The organism is Agrococcus pavilionensis RW1, from assembly GCF_000400485.1.
GTDB classification, from domain to species: Bacteria; Actinomycetota; Actinomycetes; order Actinomycetales; family Microbacteriaceae; genus Agrococcus; species Agrococcus pavilionensis.
Window position 1 is genome coordinate 40,163 of the sequence record NZ_ASHR01000021.1, and the last position, 23,914, is coordinate 64,076.

The 23,914-nt window shown below is 72.6% G+C and carries 31 protein-coding genes; 11 read left to right on the forward strand and 20 right to left on the reverse strand.

All coding sequences use genetic code 11. The features are described from left to right. Positions 1–2: 2 nt before the first annotated feature. From L332_RS21350 to L332_RS21365, 4 genes are all read left to right on the forward strand, one after another. Entirely contained in the window at positions 3–572 is a 570-nt protein-coding gene (locus tag L332_RS21350) for a hypothetical protein (protein ID WP_021010315.1), read from the forward strand. Positions 573–623: 51 nt separating this feature from the next. Then, complete coding sequence (locus tag L332_RS21355) at positions 624–1,103, forward strand: transporter substrate-binding domain-containing protein (RefSeq protein WP_031223554.1); 480 nt, start codon at positions 624–626, stop codon at positions 1,101–1,103. After that, the gene (locus tag L332_RS21360; protein ID WP_021010317.1) at positions 1,100–2,107 is read left to right on the forward strand and encodes a cation diffusion facilitator family transporter; all 1,008 of its coding nucleotides are present in this window, start codon (positions 1,100–1,102) and stop codon (positions 2,105–2,107) included. The genes L332_RS21355 and L332_RS21360 overlap by 4 nt, the downstream gene beginning before the upstream one ends. Before the next feature lie 83 nt (positions 2,108–2,190). Beyond that, positions 2,191–2,871, forward strand: coding sequence for a DNA alkylation repair protein (locus L332_RS21365; RefSeq protein WP_021010318.1), 681 nt, complete (start codon positions 2,191–2,193; stop codon positions 2,869–2,871). Between the two features lie 9 nt (positions 2,872–2,880). On the opposite strand, the gene nhaA is transcribed toward L332_RS21365, so the two are convergent. From nhaA to L332_RS21395, 6 genes are all read right to left on the reverse strand, one after another. Then, positions 2,881–4,140, reverse strand: coding sequence for a Na+/H+ antiporter NhaA (nhaA, locus tag L332_RS21370; RefSeq protein ID WP_021010319.1), 1,260 nt, complete (start codon positions 4,138–4,140; stop codon positions 2,881–2,883). Between the two features lie 125 nt (positions 4,141–4,265). Then, positions 4,266–4,463 (reverse strand): hypothetical protein, encoded by a 198-nt coding sequence (locus L332_RS21375; protein ID WP_021010320.1) that lies wholly within the window; start codon positions 4,461–4,463, stop codon positions 4,266–4,268. Positions 4,464–4,510: 47 nt separating this feature from the next. Then, a complete protein-coding gene (trxA, locus tag L332_RS21380) occupies positions 4,511–4,888 on the reverse strand; it encodes a thioredoxin (RefSeq protein WP_021010321.1) in 378 nt (125 codons plus the stop codon). Positions 4,889–4,928: 40 nt separating this feature from the next. Beyond that, positions 4,929–5,708, reverse strand: coding sequence for a sulfite exporter TauE/SafE family protein (locus L332_RS21385; protein WP_021010322.1), 780 nt, complete (start codon positions 5,706–5,708; stop codon positions 4,929–4,931). Continuing rightward, the gene (locus tag L332_RS21390; RefSeq protein ID WP_021010323.1) at positions 5,705–7,120 is read right to left on the reverse strand and encodes an MBL fold metallo-hydrolase; all 1,416 of its coding nucleotides are present in this window, start codon (positions 7,118–7,120) and stop codon (positions 5,705–5,707) included. The genes L332_RS21385 and L332_RS21390 overlap by 4 nt, the downstream gene beginning before the upstream one ends. Before the next feature lie 165 nt (positions 7,121–7,285). Then, positions 7,286–7,471 carry a hypothetical protein gene (locus L332_RS21395; RefSeq protein ID WP_021010324.1) on the reverse strand — a complete coding sequence of 62 codons (186 nt, stop codon included), beginning with the start codon at positions 7,469–7,471 and terminating at the stop codon, positions 7,286–7,288. A 91-nt stretch (positions 7,472–7,562) separates the two neighbouring features. Between L332_RS21395 and L332_RS21400 the strand changes: the two genes are divergently transcribed. Next, positions 7,563–7,847, forward strand: a complete 285-nt coding sequence (locus tag L332_RS21400; RefSeq protein ID WP_021010325.1) for a metal-sensitive transcriptional regulator — start codon at positions 7,563–7,565, stop codon at positions 7,845–7,847. A 16-nt stretch (positions 7,848–7,863) separates the two neighbouring features. Here L332_RS21400 and L332_RS21405 read toward each other — a convergent pair whose 3' ends face one another. The 5 genes from L332_RS21405 to L332_RS21420 all read right to left on the reverse strand — a co-directional run bounded on the left by L332_RS21405 (position 7,864) and on the right by L332_RS21420 (position 12,769). Beyond that, entirely contained in the window at positions 7,864–8,673 is an 810-nt protein-coding gene (locus L332_RS21405) for a glycosyltransferase family 2 protein (RefSeq protein WP_235045072.1), read from the reverse strand. A gap of 195 nt (positions 8,674–8,868) precedes the next feature. Next, positions 8,869–10,155, reverse strand: a complete 1,287-nt coding sequence (locus L332_RS21410; RefSeq protein ID WP_021010326.1) for a M18 family aminopeptidase — start codon at positions 10,153–10,155, stop codon at positions 8,869–8,871. Positions 10,156–10,359: 204 nt separating this feature from the next. Continuing rightward, positions 10,360–10,791: a LapA family protein gene (locus L332_RS0115110; RefSeq protein WP_021010327.1), complete on the reverse strand. Its 432-nt coding sequence runs from the start codon at positions 10,789–10,791 to the stop codon at positions 10,360–10,362. 240 nt (positions 10,792–11,031) lie between these two features. Continuing rightward, positions 11,032–11,271, reverse strand: coding sequence for a putative acetyltransferase (locus tag L332_RS21415; protein ID WP_021010328.1), 240 nt, complete (start codon positions 11,269–11,271; stop codon positions 11,032–11,034). Between the two features lie 7 nt (positions 11,272–11,278). Then, positions 11,279–12,769 carry an SDR family NAD(P)-dependent oxidoreductase gene (locus L332_RS21420; protein WP_021010329.1) on the reverse strand — a complete coding sequence of 497 codons (1,491 nt, stop codon included), beginning with the start codon at positions 12,767–12,769 and terminating at the stop codon, positions 11,279–11,281. A 253-nt stretch (positions 12,770–13,022) separates the two neighbouring features. Between L332_RS21420 and L332_RS21425 the strand changes: the two genes are divergently transcribed. From L332_RS21425 to L332_RS21440, 4 genes are all read left to right on the forward strand, one after another. Then, positions 13,023–13,271: a hypothetical protein gene (locus tag L332_RS21425; protein WP_021064978.1), complete on the forward strand. Its 249-nt coding sequence runs from the start codon at positions 13,023–13,025 to the stop codon at positions 13,269–13,271. Then, complete coding sequence (locus L332_RS21430; RefSeq protein ID WP_021010332.1) at positions 13,268–13,597, forward strand: type II toxin-antitoxin system HicB family antitoxin; 330 nt, start codon at positions 13,268–13,270, stop codon at positions 13,595–13,597. The genes L332_RS21425 and L332_RS21430 overlap by 4 nt, the downstream gene beginning before the upstream one ends. Before the next feature lie 35 nt (positions 13,598–13,632). Continuing rightward, a complete protein-coding gene (locus L332_RS21435) occupies positions 13,633–16,140 on the forward strand; it encodes a DEAD/DEAH box helicase (protein ID WP_021010333.1) in 2,508 nt (835 codons plus the stop codon). 75 nt (positions 16,141–16,215) lie between these two features. After that, positions 16,216–16,659, forward strand: a complete 444-nt coding sequence (locus L332_RS21440) for a nitroreductase family deazaflavin-dependent oxidoreductase (protein ID WP_021010334.1) — start codon at positions 16,216–16,218, stop codon at positions 16,657–16,659. Between the two features lie 2 nt (positions 16,660–16,661). Here the strand turns inward: L332_RS21440 and L332_RS21445 are convergent, their stop codons facing one another. The 8 genes from L332_RS21445 to L332_RS21480 form a co-directional block, all read right to left on the reverse strand. After that, a complete protein-coding gene (locus L332_RS21445; protein ID WP_021010335.1) occupies positions 16,662–17,177 on the reverse strand; it encodes a nitroreductase family deazaflavin-dependent oxidoreductase in 516 nt (171 codons plus the stop codon). 27 nt (positions 17,178–17,204) lie between these two features. Next, entirely contained in the window at positions 17,205–17,393 is a 189-nt protein-coding gene (locus tag L332_RS21450) for a hypothetical protein (RefSeq protein WP_021010336.1), read from the reverse strand. Further along, entirely contained in the window at positions 17,390–18,028 is a 639-nt protein-coding gene (locus L332_RS21455) for an SDR family NAD(P)-dependent oxidoreductase (RefSeq protein ID WP_021010337.1), read from the reverse strand. The genes L332_RS21450 and L332_RS21455 overlap by 4 nt, the downstream gene beginning before the upstream one ends. 18 nt (positions 18,029–18,046) lie before the next feature. Beyond that, complete coding sequence (locus tag L332_RS21460; RefSeq protein ID WP_021010338.1) at positions 18,047–18,421, reverse strand: hypothetical protein; 375 nt, start codon at positions 18,419–18,421, stop codon at positions 18,047–18,049. Between the two features lie 55 nt (positions 18,422–18,476). Beyond that, positions 18,477–18,827 carry a hypothetical protein gene (locus L332_RS21465; protein ID WP_021010339.1) on the reverse strand — a complete coding sequence of 117 codons (351 nt, stop codon included), beginning with the start codon at positions 18,825–18,827 and terminating at the stop codon, positions 18,477–18,479. A 22-nt stretch (positions 18,828–18,849) separates the two neighbouring features. Continuing rightward, positions 18,850–19,041: a helix-turn-helix transcriptional regulator gene (locus tag L332_RS21470; RefSeq protein WP_021010340.1), complete on the reverse strand. Its 192-nt coding sequence runs from the start codon at positions 19,039–19,041 to the stop codon at positions 18,850–18,852. Beyond that, positions 19,041–19,511, reverse strand: coding sequence for a hypothetical protein (locus L332_RS29380; protein ID WP_021010341.1), 471 nt, complete (start codon positions 19,509–19,511; stop codon positions 19,041–19,043). The genes L332_RS21470 and L332_RS29380 overlap by 1 nt, the downstream gene beginning before the upstream one ends. A gap of 291 nt (positions 19,512–19,802) precedes the next feature. Next, entirely contained in the window at positions 19,803–20,444 is a 642-nt protein-coding gene (locus tag L332_RS21480; RefSeq protein WP_021010342.1) for an NAD(P)-dependent oxidoreductase, read from the reverse strand. Between the two features lie 202 nt (positions 20,445–20,646). On the opposite strand from L332_RS21480, the gene L332_RS21485 reads away from it, so the two are divergent. Next, positions 20,647–21,528: a manganese catalase family protein gene (locus L332_RS21485; protein ID WP_021010343.1), complete on the forward strand. Its 882-nt coding sequence runs from the start codon at positions 20,647–20,649 to the stop codon at positions 21,526–21,528. Positions 21,529–21,624: 96 nt separating this feature from the next. On the opposite strand, the gene L332_RS21490 is transcribed toward L332_RS21485, so the two are convergent. Then, positions 21,625–22,998, reverse strand: a complete 1,374-nt coding sequence (locus L332_RS21490; RefSeq protein ID WP_021010344.1) for a DUF6421 family protein — start codon at positions 22,996–22,998, stop codon at positions 21,625–21,627. Between the two features lie 282 nt (positions 22,999–23,280). Here L332_RS21490 and L332_RS21495 point away from each other — a divergent pair, with 282 nt between their 5' ends. Continuing rightward, positions 23,281–23,745, forward strand: coding sequence for a hypothetical protein (locus L332_RS21495; RefSeq protein ID WP_021010345.1), 465 nt, complete (start codon positions 23,281–23,283; stop codon positions 23,743–23,745). Positions 23,746–23,914 lie beyond the last annotated feature (169 nt).

The window sequence follows — 23,914 nt, forward strand, 5'->3', positions numbered from 1 at the left end:
CCATGCCCTACACCGCGAACAAGCCCGAGCCGGCGACGCGCGAGGAGCTGCGCGCCCGCATCCCCGGCTGGGGCGTCGACCTCGATCCCGCCGACCGGCCCTCGGTGCCGCGCGAGCGCTTCGATCCGAACGGCACCGGCGCGCACTGGGACTTCCCCGACCGGCAGCCCGAGGGCGACCAGCCGCGCGAGCGCTCGATCGAGCACGGCATGCTCCCCCCGGTGTTCGGCACCTCCGCGCCGCTGCACGGGGTCTCGGGCGCGATACGGCGCTTCGCCTACGACCGCTTCAGCGAGGGCCGCGCAGCCCACTGGCTGCTCCTCATCGCGGGCGACCGAGTGGATGCGTGGGGCGCGCACCTGCGCTCGCTCGCGACCCTGCGCCCCGACAACCCCATCACCGAGACCGGCGTCGTGAGCGAGCTGCGGCACGGGCTCACGGCGCGCGTCGGGCGGAAGCGCGCCGACGTCAACCACCAGTGGATCGACCCGATCCTCGTCGCCGGGCCGTGGGTGCTCGTCGGGCTCGGCGCGGCGGCCGGAGTGCGGGCGCTGCGGCGTCGGCAGCGGTAGGCGCGCCTCGGCCCCAGCACGCTTTACGGCTGCGGGGCTACTGTCCGGATCATGGTGAGGATCCGGGTGGCGCTCGCGAGCGCGGCGGTCGCGGCGGTCGCGCTGACGGGGTGCGGCATGCAGTTCCCGAACGATCCGGAGGGCACGCTCGAGCGGGTGCGCGGCGATGTGCTGCGCGTCGGCGCCACCGAGCATCGGCCCTACGTCGAGCTCGACGGCGTCGACGAGCCCACCGGCTCGGAGCCCGCGCTCGTCGAGGAGTTCGCCGAGCGGCTCGACGCTGACATCGCCTGGACGATGGGGAGCGAGGCCGAGCTGCTCGACGCGCTCGAGCAGGGCGAGCTCGACCTCGTGATCGGCGGATTCCTGCACGACACCCCGTGGGCCGAGCACGGCGCGACCACGCGGCCCTACGTCGAGGCGCAGACCGCCGACGGCAGCACCGAGCAGCACGTCATGATCGTGCCGATGGGCGAGAACGCGTTCCTCGTCGAGCTCGAGACGTTCCTGCACGAGGAGACGGGCGCATGAAGGCTCGCACCGATCGCTTCGGGCGCACCGAGCTGCCCGAGCGGCAGCAGCGGGCGCTCCAGCGCGCCATCCGCATCGAGTGGGCGACGATCGGCTTCCTCGCCGTCGCCATCACCGCCGTCGGCCTCGTGATGGGCGGCTCGCAGGCGATGAAGGCCGCCTGGATCGAGGACCTCCTCTCGCTCGCGCCGCCGTTCGCCTTCCTGCTCGCCGTGCGGCTCGTCAACAAGACGCCGACGAGGAAGTACCCCTACGGCTTCCACCGCTCGGTCGGGGTCGCGCACCTCGTCGCCGGCGTCGCGCTCTTCGCGATGGGCGGCTTCCTCATCTACGACTCGGTCTCGGGACTGCTCATGGCGGAGCACCCGCCGATCGGCACGGTCGTGATCTTCGGGCAGCAGCTCTGGCTCGGCTGGCTCATGATGGGCGTGATGGCGCTCACCATCCCGCTGCCGATCTGGTTCGGCAAGGTGAAGATGCAGCTCGCCGAGGAGCTGCACGACAAGGTGCTCTATGCCGACGCCGACATGAACAAGGCCGACTGGATGACCGCGGCCGGCTCGATCGTCGGCGTCGCGGGCATCGGGCTCGGGCTCTGGTGGGCCGACTCGGCGGCCGCCCTCTTCATCTCGGTGAGCATCCTCTGGGACGGCGTGAAGAACATGAAGGCGGCGATCACCGACCTGATGGACACCCGCGCGACGACCTTCGACGACGGGAAGCCGCATCCCGATGCCGCCGAGATCGACGACTACCTGCGCGGGCTCCCGTGGGTCGCGGAGGCCGGCTCGCGCGTGCGCGACCAGGGGCACGTGTTCCACGTCGAGTCGTTCGTCGTGCCCCGGCACGGCATGCACCCGACGATGCAGCAGCTGCTCGACGCGCGCGACGGCTGCATCGACCTCGACTGGAAGATCCAGGACATCGTGCTCGTGCCGATCGACGAGCTGCCCGAAGAGGTCGGTGGCGCCGGCGCCGACCACCAGTCGGAGCGCAACCGCTGAGGCCGCCGTTGGTCGTCCTTCGAGTCGGAACCGCCCGCGAGGCATCCGCGCATCCGTCCTAGGCTGTCCGCGGAGGAGCCCCGATGACCGACACCGTCCCCGAGCTGCTCGCCGAGCTCGCCGCCCTCGACGACCCGCGCATGCGCGAGGTCAACGAGCGCCACGGCGACGACCACGGCGTCAACCTGTCGAAGCTGCGGGCGATCGCCAAGCGGCTGAAGACGCAGCACGAGCTCGCGCTCGAGCTGTGGGCCACGGACGACACCGCCGCACGGCTGCTCGCGCTGCTCATCTGCCGCCCGAAGTCGTTCTCGCGCGACGAGCTCGACCGCATGCTGCGCGAGGCGCGCGCCCGCAAGGTGCACGACTGGCTCGTGAACTACGTCGTGAAGGAGCATCCGGAGGCCGAGCCGCTGCGACTCGCGTGGCTCGAAGACCCGGATGCGGTGGTCGCGAGCGCGGGCTGGGCACTGACGAGCGACCGGGTCGTCAAGCGCCGCGACGGTCTCGACCTCGACGGGCTGCTCGACGCGATCGAGGCGGAGATGCGGGATGCGCCCGACCGGCTGCAGTGGGAGATGAACACGACGCTCGCGCAGATCGGCATCGCGCATCCCGAGCACCGCGCGCGGGCGCTCGCGATCGGCGAGCGGCTCGGGGTGCTGAAGGACTACCCGACGCCGCCGAACTGCACGTCGCCGTTCGCGCCGACCTGGATCGCCGAGATCGTGCGACGGCAGGAGGCGGCGGGCGCCGCTCGCTGACCGACCGGCTCAATCGCCGATGCGCGCCTGCCGCGCGTCGGGCACGCCGTCGCGGTTCTCGTCGGCGCTGCGCGCGCGGCGCGCATCCCAGCGCAGCAGCGGCGCGGCGAGCAGCGCCGCGATGCCGGAGCCGACGAGCACGGCGAGCTTCGCCGCGTCGGTGCGGCCGGCGTCGTCGAAGGAGAGCTCCGTGATGAGCAGCGAGACGGTGAAGCCGATGCCGGTGAGCAGCGCGACGGGCAGCAGGTCGCGGATGCCGATGCCGTCGGGCAGTCGCAGCGGCGTCAGCCGCGTGACGAGCGCCGTGACGCCCAGCACGCCGAGCAGCTTGCCGACGACGAGCCCGGCAGCGACCGCGAGCAGCACCGGCTGCGCCGCGAGCTCCGCGAGGCCGCCGCCTCCGGCGATCGAGACGCCGGCGGAGCAGAAGGCGAAGACCGGCAGTGCGATCGCCGTCGACCACGGCCGCACCGCCGCCTCGTGCTGGTGCGTGCGGGGCTCGCGCTCGCCGTAGAGGCGCTCCGCCGGCACGGTCGCGCCTAGCAGCACCCCCGCGATCGTGGCGTGCACGCCCGACTCGTGCATGAGCCACCACGCCACGAGCCCGATGGGGATCAGCACCCACGGCGAGTCGAAGCGGCTGCGGACGAGCAGCGCGAAGGCCGTGACCGCGAGCGCGGCGCCGAGCAGCGCGAACAGCTGCACCGTCGCGGTGTAGAAGACCGCGATCACGACGATCGCGAGCAGGTCGTCGACCACCGCGAGCGTGAGCAGGAAGGTGCGGAGGCCGATCGGCAGCCCGCGGCCGAAGATCGCGAGCACCGCGAGCGCGAACGCGATGTCGGTCGCGGCGGGAATCGCCCAGCCGCTGAGCGCCGCGGGGTCGCCGGCAGCCAGGACGATGCCGACGTAGACCACCGCCGGCAGCGCCATGCCCCCGATCGCGGCCAGCACGGGCACGGCCGCGCGCCTGGGATCGCGGAGGCTCCCCGCGACGATCTCGTGCTTGAGCTCGACGCCGACGACGTAGAAGAAGACGGCGAGCAACCCATCCGCCGCCCACGCGGCGACGCTCAGGTCGAGGTGCAGCGCAGCGGGGCCGACGCGCAGCTCCATGAGGGATGCGTACGACTCGCGCCACGGCGAGTTCGCCCAGACGAGTGCGGCGGCAGCGGCGACCAACAGCAGCACACCGCTCGTCGTCTCGAGTCGCAGCGCTTGCGCGAGGCGCGCGCGTCGCGCGCCGGTCGGGGTGCGGGTGGGCTCCACGGGGCTCCTCTCGACGCCACCGAGCCTCGTGCCCGGCGGCACGCCGACCAGGCTTCCCGGCACACCGCATCCAGTCTACGGCGCGCGGCGCGCTCGTCCCTGGACGCTCTCCAGGCGCGGACCGCTCAGCGATCGGCGGGCTGCTCCTCCTGCCACGGCGCCGCTGCGACGCGCTGGACCAGCAGCCCGCCCGGGCACCAGCCGCGGATCGCGCCGACGACGAGCAGCGCTGCGCCGAGCGCCGTCGCGCTCGCGAGCAGCGGCTGGTCGAGGCTGTCGAGCGCGAAGGCCGCGAGCAGCAGGCCGATGCCGGCCTGCGTCACCCGCTCCGCCGTGCCCGATGCGCAGCGGATAGGACGACCGCGCGCGCTCATGCCGAGGGGCTGCCGGAGTCCTGCTCGGCGAGCTGCCGCCGCACGTCGTCCATGTCGAGCCCGCGCACGCCGGCGATGAGCTGCTCGAGCTGCTCCGGGGGCAGTGCGCCCGGCTGCGAGAACACCCGGATGCCGTCGCGGAACGCCATGAGGGTCGGGATCGAGGTGATGCCGAACGCCGCGGCGAGCTGCTGCTGATCCTCGGTGTCGACCTTGCCGAAGACGATGTCGGGGTGCTGCTCGGACGTGCGCTCGAAGGTGGGGGCGAACATCCGGCACGGGCCGCACCACGCGGCCCAGAAGTCGAGCAGCACGATGCCGTCTGCCGCGACGGTCGGCTCGAGGGTATCGATGGTGATGTCTCGGGTGGTCATGGTCGGATCCTTCCGGTCGTGGGTCGGTGTGGGCTGTGGGTCAGGGGAGCGGCAGCAGCACGAGCAGCTGCAGCTGCTGCCAGGTGATGCCTGCCGCGACGAGCAGGACGAGCGCGGCGAACGCGCGCCGCAGCACGCGGTCGGGGATGCGTCCGGTGAGCGCGGTCCCGATGGCGGAGCCGACGACGGCGAGCGCCGTGAACGGCAGGACGAGCTGCCATGGGACGTCGGCGAGCGCGGGCTGGGCGACGAGGCCGACGAGGGTCTGCATGGCGATCACCATGAGCGAGGTGCCGACCGCGGCGGCCATCGGCAGTCCCGCGAGCACGGCGAGCGCCGGCACGATGAGGAAGCCGCCACCGGCACCGACGAGACCCGCGAGGACGCCGACCGCGGCGCCCTGCAGCAGGACGAGCGCGGTGCGCGGCCGGGGCCTCGCGGTCCCGCCGGCGCTCGCTCGGCGCCGGAGCATCGCGATGGCGGCCGCGACCATCGTCGCGGCGAGCAGCAGCATGAGCAGCGTCGACGGCAGCCGAGCCCCGACGAGGCCGCCCAGCACGGCGCCGACGGCTCCAGCGGCGCCGAAGAGGCCGCCGATCCGCCATCGCACGCGCCCGGCGCGCGCGTGCTGGACGAAGCTCACCGCGCTCGTCACGCCGACGACGAGGAGCGAGGAGGCGATCGCCGCTCGCGGTTCGACGCCGGCGACGGTCGTGAGGATCGGCACGGTGAGGATGGCGCCGCCGCCGCCGAGCAGGCCCAGGCTGACGCCCACGAGGAGCGCCAGCCCGAGCGTCGCGCCGTCGGCGGCGACTGTCATGCCGCGGTCGCCGGCTCGCCCGCGGTCGAGCGCAGCCAGCCCGCGTACGAGCCGTCGAGCTCGACGACGTCGACGCCCGCGCGCCGCAGCGCGCTCGCGACGACGCTGTTGCGCACACCGCTCTGGCAGTAGGTGACCACGGTGCCGCCCAGCGGCAGCTCGTCGAGGTGCCAGAGGGCGCGGCCGCCGCTGAGGTGGCGGGAGCCCGGGATGTGGCCGGCGTCGTGCTCGGACCGGCCGCGCACGTCGACGAGCTGCGCGTCGGCGAGGCCGTCGAGCTCCTCGGGCGACAGCAGCTTCGGCTGCAGGAGGGGCAGCCCGTCGAGCGAGCGGACGTAGCCCTCGACGGCGTCGATCCCGACGCGCACGAGGTGGTCGCGCATCCGCCCCGCCTCCTTCTCGTCGTCGGCGAGCAGCACGAGCGGTCGCGACTCGGACTCGGGGTCGTAGACCCAGGCGCCGTAGCTGGCCGCCTTGTCGGCGCCGGGGATGTTCAGGGCGCCCTCAACGGTGCCGGCGTGCACGGCGTGCTGGTCGCGGGTGTCGACGAGGATCGTCGCGTCGGCCGTGAGCAGCTCGCGCACCGACTCGATCGAGCGCTCAGGCAGCGGGGCGAGCTCGCCGAGGAGCGCGGGGCCCGAGCGGTTCTGCGACTTCATGCGCGCGAAGTAGGCGTGCGCGTCGGGCTGGCCGGAGAGCAGCTCGTCGACGAAGCCCTGCTCGTCGTCGGCCGCGAGATGCGGCGCCCACCACGCGAAGGCGCGCTCGTAGCCGACGGTCGTGGTCGGGATCGCGCCGAGCGCCTTGCCGCACGCGCTGCCGGCGCCGTGCGCGGGCAGCACCTGCACGTAGTCGGGCAGGGTCAGGAAGCGATCGCGCAGGCTCGCGAAGAGCTGCTTCGCGCCCTCGAATCGGGTGTCGACGCCGCCGGCGGCCTCGTCGAGCAGATCGGGCCGCCCGACGTCGCCGACGAAGACGAAGTCGCCCGTGAGCATGAAGCCGGGCTCGTCCGCCTGCGCGCCATCGGTGACGAGGAAGGAGAGGTGCTCGGGCGTGTGGCCGGGGGTGTGGACGGCCCGCAGGGTGATGTTGCCGACCGCGATGGTGTCGCCGTCGAGCATCCGGTCGGCGTCGTCGAAGCCCTCGCCGTAGGTCCAGTCGGGGCCGCCCTCGTCGGAGACGTGCATGCGGGCGCCCGTGCGCGCCGCGAGCTCGCGCGTGCCCGAGAGGTAGTCCGCGTGGATGTGGGTCTCGGTCACGTGCGCGATGCGCAGGCCCCGGCTCGCGGCGAAGTCGAGGTAGGCCTCGACATCGCGGCGGGGGTCGACGACGATCGCCTCCCCGGTCGCCTGGCAGCCGACGACGTAGCTCGCCTGCGCGAGGTCCTCGTCGTAGAAGCGCTCCAGGAGCATGGTGGTCCCTTCCTCTCGCTCGATGTCAGCAGCGGCAGCGGTCGGCGGCCGGGACGCCCGCGAGGGCCTCCTCGACGTGCTGGCCGCAGCCGGCCCACGTCGGCTTGCCGCAGCGGTCGCAAGTGATGCGTGCGCACATGGTCGTGTCCTCTTCTCGGTCGTGGGTCAGCGCCCGAACAGACGGGCGAGGAATCCGGGTCGGGCGCCGCGCGCCTCGGCGATCTCGCTCTCGGAGTGCTTGCCGTTGCACCACTGCCCGGCAGGCACGCCGCGGCGCACCTGCTGCACGTGCTGGCCGCAGCCCGCCCAGGTGGTCTTGCCGCACACGCGGCAGGTCGTCGCTCTGCACATCTCGCCTCCTGGCGTTCGGTTCTCAGATACCCCCGGGGGTATCAAAACTATACCCCAGGGGGTATCGTGGGTGTCAACCCAGGAGGTACCGATGAGCACGACCCCCGACTTCCCCGCCGCGCACGATCCCGAGGCCAAGCGGAAGGTCGTCAACAGGCTGCGTCGCGCCCACGGCCAGCTCGCCGCCGTGATCGCAGCCGTCGAGGACGACGCGCACTGCCGCGACATCGTGCAGCAGCTCTCCGCCGTCTCGAAGGCAGTCGACCGCGCCGGCTTCCTCGTCGTCGCGGGCGCCCTCCGGGAGTGCCTCGCCGACGAGCCCGAGGGCGGCGAGCGCGTCGACGAGCTCGAGAGACTCTTCCTCTCGCTCGCGTGAGCCGGCTCGGCGAGCCTCAGCGGAGCGCGCGCCGCTCGAGCGGCGCGCGCTCGACGGAGGCAGCCCGACGCAGTCGACGCGCGGAGGACGCTGCGTGGCGGAGCCGCCCGCCCGCGTAGGGCACGCCGCCGAGCGCTCGCCACCCGACCGCGAGCCACGCGGTGACCGCGCGCTCCGCGACCCACGCGGGCGCCCACAGCGCGGCGGTGGTCGGGTAGATCCGCCGGCCGCCATCGACGCGGCTGCCGCGCTCGGCGACGGCGATCGCGGCCGCAGCCCACATCAGGTAGCCGAGCGGGCGGCGCGCCTGCAGGAGCAGTGCCGGCAGCAGCGTGAGCTCGGCCGCGAGCCGCGCCGGCTGCGCGAACGAGTCGTAGGCCTGACGGATGCGCTGCGAGCGGAAGTGCGCAGGCGTCGGTGGACGGCGCTCGACGAAGAGGTCCTTCGCCCACTCGACGCGGCCGCCGCGCGCCTCGACCGTGCGCAGCAGCTCGAGGTTCTCGAACAGCACGTCGCCGCGGTAGCCGTCGGCGGCGAACTCGCGACGCACGACGAGCGTGCCGGGGTAGTCGGCGCCGAGCGCCCGGTTGATGAGCGAGCGGGCAGTGTCCCAGCGCGCGTGCCAGGGGAGCGGCCGGAAGTGGTTCTGCGGCGCGACGATGCCCGCGCGCGTGAGGCGACCGACCGCATCCGCCAGTGCCGCCTCGGTGTAGCGCACGTCGTCGTCGGCGATCACGGTGCGCGGCTGATCGGTCGCGTCGACGCCGGTGAGCACGCCCGCGACCTTGCCGTTCGGCGTCGTTCGGTCGGGGCGGATGTGGCGCACGAGCGGCGCCCACACCTCGTGGTGCTTCGCTGAAGACCGGCTCGGGGGAGACGTCGACCACCACGACGTCGGCCCAGTCTTGCAGCCGCTCGAGGTAGGCGGTCAGCTCGGCGCGCTCGCGGCGGGAGGTCGCGGCATCCCAGCGCAGCGGCAGGATGTAGTCGACGCCCGTCCGCTGGCTCACCGGCGCTCGGCTCAGATCTCGGTGCCGGTGAAGAACGCCTCGGCGACGCGAGCGAGGTCGAAGAGGTCGCTCACGCCCGCGAGCTCGCGCGCCGAGTGCATCGACAGGATCGGGATGCCGACGTCGACCGTGCGGATGCCGAGCCGCGTCGCGGTGATCGGCCCGATCGTCGAGCCGCACGGCACGGTGTTGTTCGAGACGAACGCCTGGCTCGAGACGCCCGCCGCCTCGCACCAGCCGTGCCACGCGGCGGCACCGGTGCCGTCAGTCGCATAGCGCTGGTTGGCGTTGATCTTGAGGATCGGTCCCGAGCCGAGCAGCGGCTGCACGACCGGGTCGTGCTTCTCGGCGAAGTTCGGATGCACCGAGTGGCCGACGTCGCTCGAGACGCACCACGACGACGCGAGCGCACGCATCCGCTCGCCGCGGTCGGCGCCGAGGGCGAGGCCGATGCGCTCGAGCACGTCCTCGAGGAAGGGGCCGGCCGCGCCCGAGCGGGTCGCCGAGCCGATCTCCTCGTGGTCGAAGACCGCAAGCATCGGGATGTGGTCGCCGTCGAAGCCGTCGGCCGCCGTCGCCAGCGCGACGACGCCCGCGTGCACGCTCACGAGGTCGTCGAGGCGGCCGGCGGCGAAGAAGACGTCGTCCTTGCCGAAGAGGGCACCGCGGGCGGCATCGGCGGTCGTGAGGTCGTAGCCGCGGATGCGGCTCGCGTCGATGCCGGCGGATGCGGCGAGCTCGGCGAGCAGGTCGGCCGACTCGGGCGCGCCGAGTCCCCACACCGGCTGCGTGTGCGCCTGCTTGTCGAGCGTCAGCCCGTCGTTCGCGCCGCGGTCGAGGTGGATGGCGAGCTGCGGCAGGCGCAGGAGCGGCCCGGAGTCGGCGAGCGCCTCGCTGCCGTCGTCGAGCACGAGCCGACCGGAGAGGCGCAGCTCGCGGTCGAGCCACGAGTTGATGAGCGGTCCGCCGTAGATCTCGACCCCCGCCTGCAGCCAGCCGAGCCGGCCGGTCGTCGGCTGCGGCTTGAGCTTGAAGCCGGGGGAGTCGCTGTGCGCGCCGAAGACCCGCACCGGCGTCGTGGCCGACGCCCCCTGGGGCACGACCCAGGCGATGACGGCACCGTCGCGCACCACGAGGTGCTTGCCAGCGGTCTCGGGCCACGCATCCGTCTCGTCGAGGCTCGTGAAGCCGGCCTCCTGCAGGCGGCGGGCGACCTCGGCGGCGGCGTGGAAGCTCGAGGGGGATGCGTCGACGAAGTCGGCGAGATCCTCGGCGTGGGCGACGGGAGCGACGGGCACGGAACCTCCAGGGCAGCGGTGCTCCGAGCCTAGCCGCGGGCAGCCGAGGGGCCGCCGCCTCCGCCAGCTGCAGGTAGTGGGCGAGTCGCTCGAATGCCAAGCGCTCCAGAGCGACTCGCCCTATCTCTGCCGTGGGACTGGCCGGCGGAGGGCTACTGCACCGTGCCGGGGGGCTGAGTCAGCGGCGCCCGGCGCCGTCGAGGGTCAGCGCAGCGCCTGCTTGATCTGCTCGCGCTCCTTCTCGAGCTTCCGCACGCGGCGGCTCACCTTGAACAGCCGCACCGAGCCGAGCAGCGCCGTGATGAGCACGCCCGCGATCGCGGCGAACAGCATCGCGACGCCGAGCGGCAGGCTGAAGTCGAGGCCGAGGAACGCGAAGTCGGTCGGCTCGTTGTTCTGCAGGATGAAGATGAGCAGCAGCACGAGGATGACCGTGCCGAGGATGAGCGCGAACCACGTCGCGCCCGAGATGCCCTGCCGCTGGTGACCGTCGAGGGTCGGGTCGAGCCGCACCTCCTTCGGCTCCGTGGATGCGGTGCTCCGGCTGGTCGAGGAGGCCTGCGTGCCTGCGCCGGTCGTGGTCGCGGGCACGCTGCGCGGGGCGGGCGTCGTGGTCGGGTCCTGGTCGTCGGCCATGGCGGCTCTCCTTGCTCGCGGCTTGCGCTGGTGGGGGACACGCTAGCCACGCGAGCCTGAGATCCGGTGTGCGCGGCCCCGCTCGTCGAGCAGCCCGCGTCCCCCGCTCGTCGAGCAGCCCGCGCATCCCCCGCTCGTCGAGCAGCCCGCGCAGCGGGCGTATCGAGACGCAGGCGGCAGTTGGTCTCGATACGCCGGGCTGCGCCCGGCTACTCGACCAGCGGTGGTGGCGGGCGGCGGCTACTCGGCCGCCGGAGTGCGCGGGCGCCGCTCGGGCGGCGGCGGCACCGTCTTCGCGGCGATGATGTCGGCGATCGCGATGACCACCTCGCCGCGACGGGTCGCGACCGTGCACGTGGTGTCGCCGACGTGCACGAGCTCGCCGAGCGCATCCGTCGCCTTGTGGGTGTCGCCGTGCAGCCGGTAGCGCACGACGACGCGCGTGCCGAGCGGCAGCGCGCGCAGCTCGGCGGGTGTCATCGGCGCATCACCACGAACCGGGCGCGTAGTCCTTCAGGAAGACGCCGAAGAGGTCCTCGCCCGCCTCGCCACGCACGATCGGGTCGTAGACGCGCGCGGCGCCGTCGACGAGGTCGAGCGGCGCGTGGAAGCCCTCCTCGGCGAGCCGCACCTTCGTGAAGTGCGGGCGCTCGTCGGTGATCCAGCCCGTGTCGACCGCCGTCATGAGGATGCCGTCGCTCTCGAACATCTCGCGCGCGCTCGTGCGGGTGAGCATGTTGAGCGCGGCCTTCGCCATGTTCGTGTGCGGGTGGCCGGGGCCCTTGTAACCGCGGCCGAAGACGCCCTCCATCGCCGAGACGTTGACGATGTAGGTGCGGCGCGCGGTCGACGCGGCGAGCGATGCACGCAGCCGCGAGACGAGCAGGAACGGCGCCGTCATGTTGGCGAGCTGCACCTCGAGCATCTCGAGCGGCTCGACCTGGTCGACGTGCTGCGTCCACGAGTTGACGTGCGCCTCGTCGGGCAGCAGGCCGCGCGCGTCGATCGCGGTGCCGGCCGCGAGCCGCTCGAGCGACGACGAGCCCGCGGCCATCGCCTGCTGCGTGAGCTCGTCAGCGGTCACGGCGGCGCTCGCGAGGATCGGGTGGCTCGCGACCGAGGCGGCGAGGGCGAGCGGATGCGCGTCGTTCGTGTGCCCGAACGTCACGAGCTCGGGGAGCGGGCCGTCGGGCAGCGGCGCGAGCTCCGCCTCGACGAGCGGCGCGTAGGCGCCCGCCGAGCGGCGCACCGTCTGCGCGGCGTTGTTGATGAGGATGTCGATCGGACCGGCGGCCGCGACCTCCTCGGCGAGCCCGATGACCTGCGCCGGATCGCGCAGGTCGATGCCGACGACCTTCAGCCGGTCGATCCACTCGCCCGAGTCGGGCATCGCCGAGAACCGACGCACCGCATCCCGCGGGAAGCGCGTCGTGATCGTCGTGTGCGCGCCGTCGCGCAGCAGCCGCAGCGCGATGTGCATGCCGATCTTCGCGCGGCCGCCCGTGAGCAGCGCTCGCTTGCCGGTGAGGTCGGTGCGGGCGTCGCGCTTCGCGTGGCTCATCGCCGCGCACTCGGGGCAGAGCTGGTGGTAGAACGCGTCGACGACCGTGTACTGCTGCTTGCAGATGTAGCAGCCGCGCGCGCGGAGGAGCGTGCCGGCGGTGGGGGATGCACTGCGGGTCTCGAGCGGGATGCCGCGCGTCTCGTCGTCGATGCGGTCGGGCGCGCCGGTGGCGGTCTTCGCCACGACGGCGCGGTCGGCGGCCTGGATGCGCGCGTGCTTCGCCTTGCGGCTCGCGAGCTTGACCTCCTTGAACATGTTCGCGGTGGCCTGCCGGACGGCGACGTAGTGGGGGTCGTCGCGGTCCATGCGGTGGAGCGTCTCGAGCACGCGGAGCGTGGTGGCGACGTCGTCGGCCGAGAGCGTCTCGGGGGCTTCTGCGGGCGCGCCGGAGGGAGCCGAATGGTGGGGGAGCACAGGCCAGTCTACCGAGCGGCCACATCCGTGTGCACGGTGTTGCGGCTCGCGCCGGCCGCAGGCCGCAAGTGCGTGCACATCTCTCCGGGAGCGGTCGCGCTCGGGGCGACGGTGTGCACGGTGCTGCGGCTCGCGCGCCCGCCGAGTCGCGAGAGCGTGCACATCGTTTCCGCAGATCGTTGATGCCCTCAAGCCGACGCGCTTGGGAGCTCCGCCGTCCCCAAACGGTGGCAATAGTGCTACCATGACCGCCGTGGGGAAGCTCGAGAAACGACTCGATGCCATGCGCAACGCCCCGACGAACGTGCGCTTCTCGGACTTGCGAGCGGTGTGCGAGCACTACTTCGGGGAGCCGCGGCAGAGCGGCGGCTCGCATCTCGTGTTCGCGACGCCTTGGCCGGGTGACCCCCGCGTCAACATCCAGGATCGCGACGGTGCCGCGGTGCCGTACCAGGTGCGGCAAGTGCTCGCCGCCATCGAGAAGCTTGAGGAGGAGCGATGAGCAGCAGCCTGCACTACGGCTACCGCACGGTGTGGTCGGAGGAGGACGGAGCCTTCGTCGCCACCGCGGCGGAGTTCCCGTCGCTGTCATGGGTCGCGGACGAGGCGCCGGAGGCCCTGCGGGGCTTGGAGGCGCTGATCGAGTCGGTCGTCGCTGACCTGCGCGAGCGAGGGGAAGAAGTGCCGGTGCCGCTCGTCGACAGGGTGTACTCGGGGAAGCTCAGCGTGCGCATCTCGCCGTCGCTCCACAAGAAGGTGGCCATGCGGGCCGCAGAGGAGAGGGTGTCGATCAACCGGCTCATCTCGCAGGCGCTCGCCGAAGTCTGAAGCGGCCCTGCGGCGAGTGCGACAGACTCGAGGCGATGCCCCTCCTCGACCTCGCCCCCTCGCCCTGGGATCCCGACGCCGCCTTCGACGCGTTCGCCGCGTGGTCCGCCGAGCGCGGGCTGCCGCTCTACCCGGCGCAGGAGGAGGCGCTCATCGAGGTCGTGAGCGGCTCGAACGTCATCCTCTCGACGCCCACCGGCACCGGGAAGTCGCTCGTCGCGGTCGGCGCGCACTTCGCCGCCCTCGCGCAGGGCAAGCGCACCTTCTACACCGCGCCGATCAAGGCGCTGGTGAGCGAGAAGTTCTTCCAACTCGTCGACGTCTTCGGCGCCGAGAACGTGGGCATGGTCACGGGCGACTCGTCGGTCAACGCCGACGCCGCGATCATCTGCTGCACCGCCGAGATCCTCGCGAACCTGGCGCTCCGCAACGGCGAGAAGACCGACGTCGGCCAGGTCGTGATGGACGAGTTCCACTTCTACGCCGATCCGCAGCGCGGCTGGGCGTGGCAGGTGCCGCTGCTGACGCTCCCGCAGGCGCAGTTCGTCCTCATGTCGGCGACGCTCGGCGACGTGACCCGCATCGCCGACGACCTCAGCCGTCGCACCGGCCGCGAGACCGCGCAGGTCACGGGCGTCCTGCGCCCCGTGCCGCTCACCTACGAGTACGCCATGACGCCCGTGCACGAGACGATCGAGGAGCTGCTCTCGACCCAGCGCTCGCCCGTCTACATCGTCCACTTCTCACAGGCGGCCGCGCTCGAGCGCGCGCAGGCGCTCACCTCGGCGAAGATCACCACGCGCGAGCAGCGCGACGAGATCGCCCGCGCGATCGGCGACTTCCGCTTCACGACCCGCTTCGGCCAGACCCTCTCGCGGCTCGTCCGCCAGGGCATCGGCGTGCACCACGCGGGGCTGCTGCCGAAGTACCGCCGGCTCGTCGAGCAGCTCGCGCAGCAGGGGCTGCTGCGCGTCATCTGCGGCACCGACACGCTCGGCGTCGGCATCAACGTGCCCATCCGCACGGTGCTCCTCACGGGGCTCACCAAGTTCGACGGCTCCCGGATGCGTCACCTCACCGCGCGCGAGTTCCACCAGATCGCGGGCCGCGCCGGCCGCGCAGGCTACGACACCGCCGGCACCGTCGTCGCGCAAGCGCCGGAGCACGAGGCCGAGAACGCGAAGATGCTCGCGAAGGCCGGCGACGACCCGAAGCAGCGCCGCAAGCTCGTGCGGAAGAAGGCGCCCGAGGGCTTCGTGTCGTGGGGCAAGCCCTCGTTCGAGAAGCTGATCGAGGCCGAGCCCGAGCCGCTGCAGTCCCAGATGCGCATCAGCCACTCGATGCTGCTCAACATCATCGGTCGCGGCGGCGACGCGTTCACCGCGGTGCGGGAGCTCATCGAGTCGTCGCACGAGCCGCGCGCGAAGCAGCTCGAGCTCAAGCGGCGCGCGCTCGCGATCTACCGCACGCTCCGCACTGCGGGCATCGTCGAGCAGCACCCCGATCCCCGTGATCCCGACGCGCCCCCGCGCATCCGCCTCACCGTCGACCTGCAGCCGAACTTCGCGCTCAACCAGCCGCTCTCGCCGTTCGCGCTCGCCGCGATCGACCTGCTCGACCCGGCCAGCCCGACGCATCCGCTCGACGTCGTCTCGGTCATCGAGGCGACGCTCGACGACCCGCGGCCGATCCTGTCGCAGCAGCAGTTCCTCGCTCGCGGTGAGGCGGTCGCCGCGATGAAGGCCGAGGGCATCGAGTACGAGGCGCGCATGGAGCTGCTCGAGGACGTCACGCACCCCAAGCCGCTCGAGGAGCTGCTCACCGAGGCGCTCGCGATGTTCGCCGAGTCGCAGCCATGGGTGCGCGACTTCGAGCTCTCGCCGAAGTCGGTCGTGCGCGACATGTGGGAGCGGGCGATGACGTTCGCCGACTACGTGCAGCACTACGGGCTCTCGCGCTCGGAGGGGCTCGTACTGCGGTACCTGTCGGATGCGTTCCGGGCGATCCGGCAGACGGTGCCCGACGAGGTCAAGGGCGAGGAGCTGCTCGACCTCATCGAGTGGCTCGGCGAGGTCGTGCGGCAGGTCGACTCGAGCCTGCTCGACGAGTGGGAGGAGCTCATGCACCCCACCGCGCCGGGCGAGGCGCCGGTCGCGCCCCCGCCGCCGCCCTCCGTCGTGGCGAACCCGCGCGCGTTCCGGGTGCTCGTGCGCAACGAGCTCTTCCGGCGCGTGCAGCTCGCGGCGCTCGACAAGCACGAGGAGCTGGGCGAGCTGGATGCGTCGTCGGGCTTCGACGCGGATGCGTGGGGCGAGGCGCTCGACGCCTACTACGACGAGCACGGCTCGATCGGCACGGGGGCGGATGCGCGGAGCTCGCGGATGCTCGTCATCGACGAGGGGCCGGAGGTGTGGGAGGCGCAGCAGATCCTCGCCGACCCGGCCGGCGACCACGACTGGCGCATCTGGGCGACGATCGACCTCGCGGCCTCGGCCGAGGAGGGCCGGGCGGTCGTGCGAGTGACGAGGGTCGGGCGGCTGTAGCCCGCGGGGCGCTCAGCCGCCCGCGGGACGCGCACGGCATGCTGGTCACGATCACGGAGCTGACGAAGGAGCACCATGCCGCTGCAGGGGGAGTACGCGCCGAGCGAGTCGGAGTGGGCGCGCAAGCAGGCCGAGACGTTCGAGGCGACGGGCGGCCGCGAGGCCAACACGCTGCGCGGCAAGCCGATCATCGTGCTCACGAGCGTCGGCGCCAAGAGCGGCAAGCTGCGCAAGACCGCGCTCATGCGCGTCGAGCACGAGGGGGAGTACCTCGTGGTGGCGTCCAAGGGTGGCCACCCGACGCATCCCACCTGGTACTGGAACCTCAAGCGCAACCCGCACGTCGAGCTGCAGGACGGCGCCGAGAAGCACGACTACCTCGCGCGCGAGCTCGAGCCGGGCGAGGAGCGGGATGCGTGGTGGGGGCGAGCGGTCGAGGCGTGGCCCGACTACGCCGACTACCAGGTGAAGACGGAGCGGCTCATCCCGGTGTTCCTGCTGACCCGCATGGAGGACTGAGCTCAGAGGCGGCCGTCGAAGGGCGACGGCTCCGCGTCGGTCGTGAGGCGGAACAGGCGCACCTCGCGGCCGGAGTCGCGCTCGTACTGCCGGTAGCCCGGCCACTGGCGCTCGATGCGCGCCCACGCGGCGTCGCGGTCGGCGTCGGGGATGCGCTCGGCGCGCACGGGATAGGTGCGGCCGCGCACGACGACCTCGGCCTGCGGATGCGCGGCGAGGTTGGCCGTCCACGCCGGGTGCTGGGCGCGTGCGAAGCTCGTGCCCGCGACGATCGCCCCGCCCGCGCCGTCGGGCGTGTACATGAGCTCGACGCTGCGGGACTGCCCGCTCTTGGCCCCGGTCGAGCGCAGCACGAGCGAGGGCACGAGGATGCCCGAGACGACGAGCCGTCCGCGGGTGAGGCGGCGGAGCATGCGCTCGGCGACCGGGAGCGCCCTCGGACCGACGCGGCGGAACCAGCGCGTGCGCGAGACGGGCGCGAGGAGGCGGCGCAGCGTGCGCACGAGCGGGCCGGCCATGCGGCGATCACGGCAGAGCGGCCGGTCTCACGACCGGTCGTCTGCCTCCTCGGTGGGCGCCGTGCCCGAGCGGAACCAGCAGAAGCTCGCGACGAGGAACGCGGTCGCCGCGATCGGCTGTGGTACGAGCGTGGCCGTGACGAGGCACACGAGCGCGACGATCGCGATCAGCAGCCACGCGAAGCTGCCGGGTGTCGGGCGCCAGCGGCGGCTCACCGGTCGGCTCCTGCCTCCGCGGCCGACGAGAACTCGGCGACGAGCTCGGCCGCGAGTTCGGCGACATCGGTGTAGCCGGCGAAGTCGCGCTCAGGCTGCGCTGCGCGGTCTGCGTCGGAGACGAGCGCCTTGATGCGCTTGATCACGGTGCGCGCCGGCGTGCCGCGCAGCTCGTGCCCGACGGCGGCGAGCCACGTCTCGGCGGCCGCCTTGAGCGCGACGTAGTTGGCGTTGCCGGCGGTCGGGCGCTCGAGCCCCGTGGTCGAGACGATCGCGATCACGCCTGCCGCCGAGCGCCCGATCGCGGGGGCGAGCGCGCGTGTCGTGTTGCGCAGCGTGCCGACGACGCGCTGCTCGAGCCACGCCCAGTCCTCGTCGGTCTGCCCGGCGAGGCCGCCGCCGCCGCGCCAGCCGCCCACGAGGTGCACGAGCCCGTCGAGCTCGCCGACCTCCTCGGCGAGCGACCGCACCGCCTCGAGGTCGGTGAGGTCGCACTCGAGGTGCGCCGACGCATCCACGAGCCCGAGCCGGTCGGCGTTCGAGCCGACCGCGATGACGTGGTGGCCCGCGTCGAGCAGAGCGGTCGCGGTGGCGTGGCCGAGGGCGCTCGTGGCGCCGGCGATGAGGATGCGCATGCGCCCCAGTCTGCCCGGCTACCGCTCGGCGTTCACGATCGCGAGCTCGACGTGCGCCGTGACCGCGGCCGCGGCGAGGGCCATGCCGAGGAGCGAGACGATGACCGAGCGGCGAGCGAGCGCGGTGAGCGCGAGCGTCGAGGCGATCGTGACGAGCACGATGAGCGGGGCCGCGACCGCGAGCACGTCGATCACCGCGAGCACGCGCTCGGCGTAGCGGGGATGGCAGACGGCGACGGCCTCCGGGCACGCGCTCGTCGTCGTCACCCGCCCGACGTCGCGCAGCAGGAAGCCCGGCGCGTTGAGCACGACGGGCGCGAGCATCACCGGCAGCACGCCGCGGATCGCCTCGCGCTTCTGCTCCGACGGCGGGATTGGGTTCGCGAGGCCCATGGCCCGACGGTAGCCCTCGCGCGGCGATCCCGACAGGGCCGAGTCGGCCTGCGCCTCAGCGGACGAGCAGCAGCGGCAGCACGAGGCCGACGACCATCGAGGCCATGATCGCGGCGACGCCGATCGCGGCGGCGGGGAGCGCGCGCCGGCGCCGCACGGCGAGCACCACGACGGCGACGAGCGTCGCGAGCCAGAGGCCGATCGGCAGCTGCCACACCAGCAGCTCCGACCAGCCGCGCATCGTCCACCAGTCGTCGTGCCCCTGCGAGGCGAACCAGAGGATGCCCATGAGCACGAGCGCGGGGAACGCGGCGAGCAGCGGCAGCGCGAGCAGCACGCCGCTCCACACCGGATCGGCGACGCCGGGCGATGCGTCGGCGACCTCGGGCGGCGGTGCTGCGGTCACGGCGCCAGCATAGGCGCGCGGGTCAGTCCGGCGAGAAGAGATCCTCGATCGTGCAGCCGAAGACGGCGGCGAGCCGGAACGCGACCGGGAGCGAGGGGTCGAAGCGGCCCTTCTCGATCGAGATGACGGTCTGGCGCGAGACCCCGAGCTCGTCGGCGAGCCGCTGCTGCGACCAGCCGAGCTCGGCCCGGCGCTCGGGGAGCGCGTTGCGCATCAGGCGTCGGCTCGCTTGGCGAGCTGGTAGCGCACGCCGAAGTCGGCCATGACGAGCGTCCCGAAGACGATGAGCAGCATCCCCGTGTCGACCTGCAGCTGCGTGAACGAGAACAGCGCCGCGCCGATGCCGACGGTGATGAGCACGTCGTGCATCGTGCCCTCGGCCGCCTTCGAGTACCAGCGCGCCTCGACCGAGTCCTCGGGCCGGTCGACGGCGCCCTCGAGCGACGACCGGTCGACGAGCAGCGCCCAGGGCAGCATGATGCTCACCGGCAGCGTCACGATCGCGACGATCGCGAAGCGCATCCAGCCCTCGCCCGTCTCGCCGAGCCAGGCGTAGAGCGCCCCGAGGCCGCTCGAGATGGCCAGGCCGATCACGAGCGAGACGATGACGAGCGCGGCGGTGCCGCCGCCGAAGCGCGCGCGGCCGATGTTCGACTTCGGGGCGGATGCGGTGGGCTGGCTCACGGGGTCTCCTTGCGTCGAGCGCGGGTCGATGTGTCAAGGAGACTGTACGGTCAAGCTCGCTTGACTGTCAAGTTCGCTTGACTCGTTCGATGCGCTCCTCCCCGTGGATCGAGTAGGCGGCGGGCCGCCGCATCGAGATCTCGTCTCGATGCGGCCCTGCGGGCCTACTCGACGAGCGGAGAGAGGGGGCCCTGCGGGCCTACTCGACGAGCGGAGAGAGGGGGCCCTGCGGGCCTGCTCGACGAGCGGGCGGGGCGGCCCTGCGGGCCTCGACGAGCGGAGGGAGGGGGCTCAGTAGGCGAAGGAGATGTGCTCCCGGCGGTGCGCGCCCGCCTCGATCTCGTCGACGACCGCGAGCGCGAAGTCGGGGCCGGAGATGACCGAGCCGCCGTCCGCGTCGAAGAACGCGTCCTCGCCGCCCGTGCGGTACTCGCCGCGGCGCGACTGGTCGGGCACGAAGCTGCCGAACGTGCCGGCAGGGGAGATGTAGGTCCAGTCGACGCCGTCCATCGCCGAGACGCGCTCGTACGCCGAGAAGAGCTCGAGCGCCTCCGGCTTGTACTCGGGCGCGAACGCGTCGGTGTTCACGATCCGCTCGCCGTCGGCGTCCTTCAGCGAGCCGAATCCGCCGACGATGAGGAACCGCGCACCGGTCTCCGCGACGCGCGTCGCGACGTCGGCATACGCATCCGCCACCTTGCCCTCCATGTCGCCGCGCGGCGAGAGCGCGCCGACGACGACCTCGGCGCCGTCGAGCGCCTGCGCGAGCACGTCGCCGTCGAGCACCGAGCCGCGGATGACGCGCGCGCCCTCGGGTGCCTCGCTCGGCGTCGACCGGGAGACGAGGGTGAGCTCGTGGCCGCGGCTCGCGGCCTCCTTCGCGATCCATCCGCCCGCGAACCCCGTCGCGCCGAGCACCGTGATCTTCGCCATGCCGTCCTCCTCGAGAAGTGTGTGTCCTCGAGCCAACCGAGACGATGCCTGGTGCATTCCGCGCTCGGTCCCGTCCTCTGTCACCCGACTCCCAGGAGGCTCGGATGCGACACGCGGGCCGCGTGCTGACGCTCCGCCCGTAGCGTCGGTGCTCCGCCCGAGGTCACCAGGTCTCGGGCTTCGATCGTTCGGGAGGAACCACATGTATTTCCACCGCCAGGAGCTGCAGCACAAGGCCACACCGGACAAGCCCGATGCGGTCTACGCGCGCAAGCTGCAGGAGGTGCTGGGCGGGCAGTACGGCGAGATCTCGGTCGCGATGCAGTACTCGTTCCAGGCCTGGAACATGCACATGCCCGGCAAGTACCGAGACCTCGTCTTCGGCATCGCCGCCGAGGAGATGGGGCACGTCGAGATGCTCGCGGTCATGATCGCGCAGCTGCTCGAGAAGGCGCCGCTCGGCATCACCGATGACGCCGTGCAGTCCGACCCGACGGTCGCTGCCGTCGTCGGCGGCACCGACATCCAGCACGGCATCGTCGCCGGTGCCGGCGCTCGCCCCGTCGACTCGATGGGCAACCCGTGGCAGGGCAGCTACATCACGGCGAGCGGCAACCTGCTCGCCGACTTCACGTCCAACGCGAACGCCGAGATGCAGGGCCGCGTGCAGGTCGCCCGGCTGTACCACATGACCGACGACCACGGCGTGCGCGACCTGCTGAAGTTCCTGCTCGCGCGAGACACGATGCACCAGAACCAGTGGATGGCCGCCGCGGCGGAGCTGCGCGAGGAGGGCCTCGAGGGCTGGCCGGTGCCGTCGAACTTCCCGCAGCGGAAGGAGCACACCGACGTGTCGTACGAGTACATCAACTTCAGCGACGGCGAGGCCGCGAGCGAGGGCAGCTGGGCGAAGGGCCCGACGCCCGACGGCCACGGCGAGTTCTCCTACCGCAGCGAGCCCGAGCCCGGCGTGCCGATGCCGCCAGCGACGCAGCCCGATGCGCGCTGGTACGGCACGACGCCCAAGCCGAACACGATGGAGAAGATCGCCGGCGAGGTGCAGGACAAGCTCCACATGGAGTGAGCTGGGCCCTGCGACGGGTGCAGGACGACTGACGGGGTGCTGGCGAACCAGCACCCCGTCGGTGCGAGCGCACCCGTTGCGAAGGAGGAGCGGCGGCTACACCGTCTCGGCGGTGATGCCCTTCGTCGAGGCGATGACGTCGCGCATCTTCTTCTCGAAGGCCTCGTAGAACATCGAGAGCGGGAACTCGTCGTCCATCACGAGGTCGGTGAGCTGGCGCGGCGTGCCGTCGAGCGGCAGGTTCCCGGCCTTCCACGCGGATGCGGGGTGCGGCTCGACGACGGAGGAGACGAGCTCGTAGGCAGCGAGCCAGTGCGCGACCTTGGGGCGGTCGATCGACTTCCAGTAGAGCAGCTCGATCGCCTCGCCGAGCTTGTTGACGACGTCGGGCACCTCGTCCCAGTCGAAGGCGAGCTGCGTGTCGGTCCAGTGCAGCACGCGGTGCTGGTGCAGCCACGCGAAGAGCAGCTGGCCGCCGAGCCCGTCGTAGTTGCGCACGCGCGAGCCCGTGATCGCGAAGCGGAAGATGCGGTCGAAGATCACCGCGTACTGCACGAGCTTCGCGTGCTTCGCGAGGTCGCGGTCGGCATCCGTCGCGTGCTCGTCGGCCGCGATGCGCCGCTCGATCGCGACCGCCTCGCGGAACGCGGTGAGGTCGCAGCGCAGCTCCTCGAGCGAGTAGAGGAAGAACGGCATGCGCTGCTTGATCATGAACGGGTCGAACGGCAGGTCGCCGCGCATGTGGGTGCGGTCGTGGATGAGGTCCCACATGACGAAGGTGCGCTCGGCGAGGCCCTGGTCGGCGAGCATCTCGGCGGCGTCGGCGGGCAGCTCGAGCTTCGTGACGTCGCACGCCGCCTCGACGACGCGGCGGAAGCGGGCGGCCTCGCGGTCCTGGAAGATCGCGCCCCACGTGAACGCCGGGATCTCGCGCATCGCGACCGTCTCGGGGAAGAGCACGGCCGAGTTCGTGTCGTAGCCGGCGGTGAAGTCGATGAAGCGCAGCGGCACGAAGAGCTTGTTCGAGTAGTCGCCAGCCTCGAGGTCGGCGATGAACTCGGGCCAGATGACCTCGACGACCACGGCCTCGACCTTGCGGTCGGGCGAGCCGTTCTGGGTGTACATCGGGAAGACGACGAGGTGCTGCAGGCCGTCGACGCGGTGCTCCTGCGGCTGGAACTGCACGAGCGCGTCGAAGAAGTCGGGCTCGCCGAAGCCCGAGGCGGCCCAGCGCTCGAAGTCGCGCGCGGCCTGGTCGAGGTAGGCGGCGTCGTGCGGGAACTCGGGGGCGATGTCGCGGATGCCCTGGGTCAGGTCGGCGACGTGGGCGCGCGCGCTCTCGTGGTGCGCGGCGTCGTCGATGGCGCCGCTCTTCGACTGGAGCGGCTGCAGCGCCGTCGCCGCGGCCTTGATGCGGAGCCAGGCGGGGTGCTGGCGGAGGTCGGCGGCGGTGGCCTGGGTCATCGTCATGGGAGCCTCCCTGGCGGTCGGTGCGGGCTGCGGGTGGCCGGATCGGCCCGTGAGGCGCACCGTCTGTGCGCGTTTCCAGCGTATGGGCCGCCCGGCGCACGTATCTTGCGTTCCGGCCGCCGTTTCCTGCCCGTTCCGAGTGGCACGGCGGAGCCTGCGGTCTCGCGCAACGCTCTTGCGCGGGGCACTGAGCATCGCCTCAGGAGGCCGCCAAGTCGGCTCGGCGAGCCTCGCGGGTTCGCCACGCTGGAGGGTGGTCATCGAGCAGGAGCGGGAGGGGCTGTGAACGAGGGTTCGCTGTCATCGCGCGCCGCGCTGCCGATCGGAGGGCGGATCGTCGCTGCGATCGCCGTGCACCTGCTCGCCGCCCTCGTGCTCGAGCGCACCGCCTCGCCGGGGGTGAGCGACCTGCTGCGCGTGCCGCTGCCGAGCGGCGGCGGGCCCGCCGAGGCGCTCGCGGGCTGGGCGCTGCCATCTGCAGCGCCGCTTGCCGTCTGGGCGCTGCTCGTGGTCGGGCGGGCCTGGGTGCTGCAGCGCGGCTACTCGGCGTTCTGGTTCGTGGGAGCGGCGCTGCTCGTCGCCGCGGCGACCTTCCCGATCGTGCTGCTGCAGGCGCTCGTCACCGGCAGTCGCGAGGCCGTCGCCACGGCGCTCGCCGCCTGGCTCATCCCGCCGTGCGCCGCCACCGTCGCCGCGATGGCCCGCGTCACGCGGGGTGCGCGCGACGACCGCTCCTCGCCGCAGTAGCCGAGGAGCCTGCGTCATCGGCTCGTGGGCCGGTACGCTTGGCGCTGCAGCGACCGCCGCTCCTGCCAGCGCCCTGGGCCGAGTCTGGAAGCGGGCCGACAGCGCGCTCAAGACGGCGCGGCGGCATCGCGCGACCATCAGAGGAGGAGCGGACACCGTGTCGATCGCG